The organism is Streptomyces sp. NPDC048560, from assembly GCF_040650955.1.
Classification (GTDB): Bacteria; Actinomycetota; Actinomycetes; order Streptomycetales; family Streptomycetaceae; genus Streptomyces.
Window position 1 is genome coordinate 1 of sequence record NZ_JBEZIJ010000023.1, and the last position, 7,026, is coordinate 7,026.

The 7,026-nt window shown below is 75.3% G+C and carries 6 protein-coding genes and 2 pseudogenes; all 8 read right to left on the bottom strand.

Going from position 1 to position 7,026, the window contains the following annotated elements; genetic code table 11:
• On the bottom strand, positions 1-117 hold a 117-nt coding region (locus AB0C82_RS34415), incomplete at its 3' end, for an SDR family NAD(P)-dependent oxidoreductase (RefSeq protein WP_362850166.1).
• Positions 118-196: 79 nt separating this feature from the next.
• Positions 197-2,161, bottom strand: a pseudogene (locus AB0C82_RS34420) (alpha-galactosidase); the annotation flags it as partial.
• 4 nt (positions 2,162-2,165) lie between these two features.
• Positions 2,166-2,954: pseudogene (locus AB0C82_RS34425) on the bottom strand (SMP-30/gluconolactonase/LRE family protein); the annotation flags it as partial.
• Positions 2,951-3,583, bottom strand: coding sequence for a bifunctional 4-hydroxy-2-oxoglutarate aldolase/2-dehydro-3-deoxy-phosphogluconate aldolase (locus AB0C82_RS34430; RefSeq protein WP_115506573.1), 633 nt, complete (start codon positions 3,581-3,583; stop codon positions 2,951-2,953). The gene AB0C82_RS34430 and the pseudogene AB0C82_RS34425, both read right to left, overlap by 4 nt.
• Before the next feature lie 12 nt (positions 3,584-3,595).
• The gene (locus tag AB0C82_RS34435) at positions 3,596-4,090 is read right to left on the bottom strand and encodes a hypothetical protein (RefSeq protein WP_362850162.1); all 495 of its coding nucleotides are present in this window, start codon (positions 4,088-4,090) and stop codon (positions 3,596-3,598) included.
• 362 nt (positions 4,091-4,452) lie between these two features.
• The gene (dgoD, locus tag AB0C82_RS34440; RefSeq protein ID WP_115506571.1) at positions 4,453-5,598 is read right to left on the bottom strand and encodes a galactonate dehydratase; all 1,146 of its coding nucleotides are present in this window, start codon (positions 5,596-5,598) and stop codon (positions 4,453-4,455) included.
• Positions 5,595-6,353 (bottom strand): FadR/GntR family transcriptional regulator, encoded by a 759-nt coding sequence (locus tag AB0C82_RS34445; protein WP_115506570.1) that lies wholly within the window; start codon positions 6,351-6,353, stop codon positions 5,595-5,597. Before AB0C82_RS34445 ends, dgoD begins: the two co-directional genes overlap by 4 nt.
• Before the next feature lie 37 nt (positions 6,354-6,390).
• On the bottom strand, positions 6,391-7,026 hold a 636-nt coding region (locus AB0C82_RS34450), incomplete at its 5' end, for an SDR family oxidoreductase (protein ID WP_362850164.1).

Genomic DNA, 7,026 nt, shown 5'->3' on the forward strand with positions numbered 1-7,026 from the left:
GGCGCGGTGGGGGTGGACGACGGCGGCACCCTCCGCGGCGAGGCGTTCGGCGGTGGCGGCTCCGATGCCGGAGGCCGCGCCGGTGACCACGGCGGTGCGGCCGGTGAAGCGGTCCATCGTGGGGTCGTCTCCTTCGTGTGCGTCCGTCGTGGGCCGTGGGCGCGGGCGGGCGGGCCGTCCGGGCAAGATATGCGGCTCACTCACGTGTCAGTACCACCAGATCGGCGTCGTGACCGGCGCTCCAGGCGAACGGCAGTCCGTAGTGCAGCAGATGGGCTCCGCCGTACGTCGTGCCGGTGGCCGTGTCGCGGTAGCGGGCCGCCGGGTCCAGGCCGCGCAGCCGCAGCCGGGCGGGCCGGCCGGGCACGAGCGGGGCGCCGTCGAGGCGTCCGGTGCTGAACGCGGCGACGACGGTGCGCTCCCCGGCGTCGTACTGGACGCCGCAGGTCGGCTCGTCGGGGCTGCCGAGCAGGCGGGCCTCGCCGTGGTGGACGACGTCCCGGACCTCCTTGTAGCGGGCGATCCAGCGGGCGGCCTCGGCGCGCTCCTCGGGGCTCCAGGCGCGCAGGTCGGCGCCGATGCCGAGCACTCCGCACATGGCGTTGACGAACCGGAAGGCGAGGCTGCGCGGGCGCGGGTCGAAGACGCCGGGCGCGTCGGTGACCCAGGAGCTCATGACGTGCGGGGCGTGGGCGTGCAGGAAGCCGTACTGGATGGACAGCCGGTCCAGCGGGGCGGTGTTGTCGCTGGGCCAGACGACGTCGGTGCGGGCGAGGGTGAGGTGGTCGACGCGGCCGCCGCCGCCCGCGCAACCCTCGACGGTGACATGGGGGTGGGCGGTGCGCAGGTGGTCCAGGACGCGCAGGTATCCGGCGACGTGCTCGGCGTCCAGGTCGACGGCTCCGGCGCCGGGCCGGCCGCGTTCGGTGGGCGGCCGGTTCATGTCCCACTTGAGGTAGTCGACGGCGTAGGTGCCGAGGAGCCGGTCCAGGGTGCCGATCACGAAGTCCTGGACGTCGGGGCGCCCGAGGTCGAGCAGCAGCTGGTTGCGGACGAGGCGGGCGGGCCGGCCCTCCACGCGGTACACCCAGTCGGGGTGCTCGGTGTGCAGCCGGCTGCCGGGACTGACGGCCTCGGGTTCGACCCAGAGGCCGAAGTCGAGGCCGAGGCCGCGGACGTCCTCGACGAACCGGTCGAAGCCGTGCGGGAAGGCCGCCGGGTCGGGGTGCCAGTCGCCGAGTCCCCCGGTGTCGTCGGCGCGGCCGGTGAACCAGCCGTCGTCGACGACGAACAGCTCGGCGCCGATGTCGGCGGCCACCTTGGCGAGTTCGAGCTGTCCGGCGGCGTCGACGTCGAAGCCGGTGGCCTCCCAGGAGTTGTAGAGGACCTTGCGGGGGCGGTGCAGCCGGTCGCCGGCGAGCCGGCGTTCGTAGCGGTGCCAGACGCGGGACAGTCCGTCGAGTCCGTCCGCGCTGAAGGCGCAGGCGAGACGCGGGGTGGTCAGAGTGGTGCCGGGGGTGAGGACGACGGCGCCCTCGTGCGGGACGCGTCCGGCGCGGACCCGGATCGCGCCGCCCGGTTCGGCCTCGGCGGTGATGTGCCAGTTGCCGGCCCACTCCAGGGCGACTCCGTAGGCGGGGCCGTCGCCGGGGGTGCCGTCCTGCACGGCGAGCCAGGGCGCGTAGGCGTGGCCGGGGACGCCCTGGGTGCTGCCCATGGTGAACGTGCCCCGGGTCAGGTGCAGTTGGGTGCGCTGGAACTCCTGGGACCACTGGCCGGTGAGGTACGTGAGCCGGGCGCCAGCGGTCACGGGGACGTTCACGGCAGCCGAGTCGAGGCGTTCCAGGCGGAGTTCGCGGGTGGCGGTGTGCTCGGTCCAGCGCAGGATGACGTCGGTGCCGGGCACCGTCTCGTAGCACAGGACCGTGCGCAGGCCGAGGACGTCGTCGGTGAACGCCAGGCGCAGCGCGCCCTCGCTCTCCTCGGCGCCGGTGAACTCCCACCAGGAGCCGCGCTCCCCGTCGAGGGCGGCGGCCACCAGCTCGGCCCCGGTGAAGGGCCGCAGACCGTACGGCAGATACTCGGCGGGCGCGGCATCGGCCGGGGTGACGAAGTGCGTGCGGTGGGACCAGTCGAGGGCCGAGGGCCCGTCCTCGACGCCGGCCGGGTCCCGGCGCCGACAGGCCCACGCGAGCCGTCGTGATGTGCAGGACGTGCCCGGCGAGGCAGACGCCCGCGGGCTGACGCGCGGGCAGCCGCAGCGTCCGGTCGAGCGTGCCGTCGGGCAGGTGGCGGCGAACCGTACCGGTGCCCCAGACCGCCATCCACACGGCTCCCTCGGCGTCGACGGCCATGCCGTCGGGACTGCCGTCCTCCACCGTGACGAACTCGCGCGGTGTGCCGAGGTCACCGGTGGCGGGGTCGACGGGGTAGCGCCGGACCACCCCCCGGGCGCTGTCCGCGAGGTACATGACGCTGCCGTCCGGGGTGAACGCCGGCCCGTTGGGCACGGTGACGCCGTCCAGGACCCGCACGACCGTGCCGTTCCGGTCGAGCCGGTACAGGGAGCCGGCGCCCTCGTCGGCGTCGAACGCCATGCTCCCGGCCCAGAACCGGCCGAACGGGTCGGCGACGGCGTCGTTCATGCGCATCCGGGCGGGGGCGCCGTCCTCGGGGCGGGCCAGCCAGTCGACGGTGCCGTCGGGGCGCAGCAGGCAGATCCCGGTGCCGGCGGCCGCGACCCAGGTGCCGTGGTGACCGGCGAGCGGGGCCACGGCGCCCAGCGGGACGGGGAGTTCGGCCAGCGTGCGCAGCGGTGCCGTCTCCTCCTGTGGGACGGACAGCAGGCGGCCCGCCAGGATGTCGACGAGGACCACCTCCGTGCCGGTCCAGCGGATGCCCTCGCCGAGTTCGAGCCGGTCCGGGCGGGTGGCCTGCGGTCGTACGGCGGTCATCGCCCCGCCTCCTCGGCAATGGCGCGGAAGCGGCGGGCTCGCTCCCTGAGCGCGGTGACGCTGCCGCCATCGGCCGCGTCGCCGATCAGCGGGGATCCCACCCCGACCGCCAGGGCCCCCGCCGCGAGGCACTCCCGGGCCGCGCTCTCGTCGATGCCCCCGACGGGCACGAAGGGGGCGTCAGGGAACGGGCCTTGCAGGGCCTTGAGATACGCCGCTCCCCCGGCCTGGGCGAGCGGGAAGAGTTTCAGCGCGGCCACGCCGAGGGCGCGGGCGGCGATGATCTCGGTCGGGGTCAGCACCCCGGCGAGGACCGGCAGGCCCAGGTCCTGGGCGGCCGTGACCCCGGGCCCCAGGCCGGGCGTCACGACGAAGTCGGCTCCGGCGGCGTGCGCGGCCCGGGCGTCCTCGGCGGTGAGGACGGTGCCGGCGCCGAGGGGGCGGTCGGGGCCGAGGGCGGCGCGGACGCGTTCGAGGACGGTGAGCGCGTCCTTGCCGGACAGCGACACCTCGACCAGGTCGACGCCCTCCTCGGCGAGGGTCAGGACGGTGCGCAGCGCGGCGTCGGGGTCGTCGCCCCGCACGATCGCGACGAGGCGGTGGGTGGCCAGCGCGGCGGTGAGGTCCACGGGTGGTGCTCCTTATGGTGCGGGGGTCTCGGGGCAGCGGCAGGCCCCGGTGAGGGTGAGCCGCCAGCGGACCTCGCCGGAGGCGGGAACCCGGGCGGCGTCGCCGGGTCCCGCGTCGGCGAGGTCGAAGACGCGGCCGAGCATCGGTTCGACGCCGGTGCTGCGGTAGGGATTCGGCTGCGGAAATCCGCCGAGGTTGCGCCACAGGGCGACCGACACGGGCTGCCCGTCCGCCCGCAGGCGCAGGGCGAGCCGGTCGGTCCCGTCGTGCACGCAGCACGAGTCGGTGTCGACGACGGCGCCGACCGCGGTGCCGTCGTCGGGCCCGAGCCGGTCCAGGGGCACCCCGTGCGGGGCGGGCCACGGCCCGGCGACCCAGGGCGCGCCGGCGGGCCAGGGCCGGTCGAGCAGCGGGGCGGCCTCCGGGAAGAGACGGGTGTCCGCGCCGTCCGGCATCCGCAGGCGGGCGTCCTCGGAGAGGTCCAGCAGGGCGTGCGCCGCCCACACGAACCGGAACCCGGCGGGAGCGGTCAGCCGATAGTCGACGTGGATCCGGTCGACGTCGGTCCGGGCGGTGCGGGCGAGCGTGAAGGACGTGCCCCGGACGTGCTCGGTGCCGTCGGCGTCCCGGGTCCAGGGCCGGGCCCAGACGTCCCCGTGGTCGGGCCCGGCCCCGCACTGTGGGGACGCACTCCTCCAGGCCGCCCGCGTCGACGAACGCGTCTTCGGGGACGGCCGTGTCCCGTCCGGGCGCCGGGCGGTGCCAGAGCCATTCGCGGGTGGGCGAGCGCAGGGACGTCCACCGGCCGCCGTGCGCCGGGTCGGTGGTCAGCGTCAGCACATGCGCGGCACTCGGTGTCAGCACGCGCTCACCACTCCGCGAAGGAGTCGTCCGCGTGCCGCCAGACCGGGTTGCGCCAGGCGTGTCCGGCCCGGTCCGCCGCCCGTACGGCCGTCTCGTCGACGGTGATGCCGAGGCCCGGGGCGTCGTTGCGGGGCGCGTGCCCGTCGACGAAGCGGAACGGCGTCGGGTCGGCGAGATAGGACAGCAGGTCGGCGTCCTTGTTGTAGTGGATGCCCCGGCTCTGCTCCTGGATCAGGAAGTTGGGCGTGGCGAAGGCGACCTGGAGGCTGGCCGCCAGCGCGATCGGGCCGAGCGGGCAGTGCGGGGCGAGCTGGGCGCCGTAGGTGTCGGCGAGGGAGGCGATGCGGTGCACCTCGGTGATGCCGCCCGCGTGGGACAGGTCGGGCTGGGCCACGGCGACGCCGGCGGTGAGGGCGGGCAGGAACTCGGCGCGGGAGTAGAGCCGTTCGCCGGTGGCGAGGGGCACGGGGCTCGCCTCGACCAGGCCGGGCAGCAGATGGCCGTGCTCGGGGAGGACGGGTTCCTCCACGAACAGCGGGTGCAGCGGCGCGAGTTCGGCGAGGACCCGGCGGGCGCTGGCGGCGGTGAAGCGGCCGTGGAAGTCGACGGCGACGTCCCGGCCGGGGCCGAGGACCTCACGGGCGGCGGCGACCCGGTCGACGACGGCGGCCGTCTCGGCGGCGGTGGCGATCGGCGAGGTGACGCCGGCGCCGTTCATCTTGACGGCGGTGAACCCGGACTCCACCTGGGCGGCTATCTGCTCCCTGAGCTCGGCGGGTTCGTCGCCGCCGACCCAGGCGTAGACCCGCACGCGTTCGCGTACAGGACCGCCGAGCAGGGCGTGCACGGGTGCGCCGTAGGTCTTGCCCGCGATGTCCCACAGGGCCTGGTCGAGTCCGGCGACGGCGCTGGAGAGGACGGGGCCGCCCCGGTAGAAGCCGCCCTTGGTGAGCACCTGCCAGTGGTCCTGGATGCGCAGCGGGTCCTGTCCGACGAGGTACTCGGCGAGCACGTCCACGGCGGCGCGCACCACCTCGGCCCGCCCCTCGACGACGGGTTCGCCCCAGCCGACCACTCCGTCGTCGGTCTCCACGCGGCAGAACAGCCAGCGCGGCGGGACCTGGAAGGTTTCTATCCGCGTGATCTTCACTTGCCCCCCGTGCCTTTCGTGTCGTCGTCGCCGGCCGTCTCGCCGGGCCCGTCGAGCCGGTCCAGATCGCGTCCGGCCTGGACGAGCAGGGCGCGCATCGCGGACTCTGCGGCGCCCGGGTCCCGTTCGCGCACGGCGTCGAGGACGGCGCGGTGGGCGGGGACGGGGTCCTCGCTGTGCGGGTGGCTGTGCACGATCCGGTCGCGGTGGGCGAGGCCCGGCTCGATGACCATCTCCATGCGTTCCAGCAGTTCGTTGTGGGTGGCGGCGAGCAGGGCCCGGTGGAAGGCGAGGTCGGCCTCGACGGCGTGGCCGGGTCCGGCGTCCTCCTCGCCCATGGCGACGAGGGCCGCCTCCAGGGCATCGAGGTCGGCGTCGGTGCGGCGCTCGGCGGCGAGGCGTACGGCGGCCGGTTCGACGATGGCGCGGACCTCGGCGAGGTTGCGCAGCAGGGTCCGGTCGGCGTCGGTGGCCTCGCCGGCGCCCTCGAACTGCCAGCGCAGCACGTCGGCGTCGAGGAGGTTCCAGTCGGCGCGGGCCCGTACGAACGTGCCGCGTTTCTGCCGGGCGTCGACCATGCCCTTGGCGGCGAGCACCTTCAGGGACTCGCGCAGGGCGGTGAGACTGACGTCCAACTCGCTCTGCAGCGCCACCAGGTCGAGCGTGGCGCCCTCGGGGATCCGGCCGCCGAGGATGCGGCGGGCGAGGGCCTCCACGGTCTGGCCGTGCACGCCGCGGCGGGCGTAGGGCGTCATGTGGTCCAGCCTTTCTGCGAAGGAATGGGGGTGGGGGTCATGCCGAGGACTTCACGACGCTCCAGCCGCCGTCCACGACGAGGCTGGTGCCGGTGACGAAGGAGGCGTCGTCGGAGCCCAGGAAGGCGATGGCGGCGGCGACCTCGCCCGGGGCGCCGAAGCGGCGGGCGGCGGTCTCGGCGACACTGCGCTCACGGTCCTCCGGTGTCACCCGGTCCCAGGCGGCGGTGAGGATCGGTCCGGGTACGACGGCGTTGACGCGGACCTCGGGCCCGTACTCGACGGCGAGCTGCCCGCACAGGGAGAGCAGGGCGCCCTTGGAGGCGGCGTAGGCGGGGTGTCCGGGGATGCCGACGCGGGCGTGCACGGACGACGTGAGCACGGCCGCGCCGCGTCGCGCGCGCAGGTCGGGCAGGACGGCGCGGAAGCCGAGGAAGCTCGCGGTGAGGTTGACGTCGAGCTGCCGCTGCCAGGAGGTGAGGGTCATCGCGTCGGCCGGGGCGACCTCGACGGTGTAGGCGTTGCTGACGAGGAGGTCGACGGGCCCGAAGGTGTGCGCGGCGGCGACGATGCGGCGCCAGTCGTCGTCCTCGGCCACGTCGGCGCGGACGAACACGGCCCGGCCGCCGTCCTTGGCGATCCGTTCGGCGACGGCCGAGCCGGCGTCCTCGGC

What these genes read in the sequence shown, in the direction of transcription:
- AB0C82_RS34445 (WP_115506570.1), bottom strand. Translation starts at nt 6,353, where the DNA reads ATGACGCCCTACGCCCGCCGCGGCGTGCACGGCCAGACCGTGGAGGCC.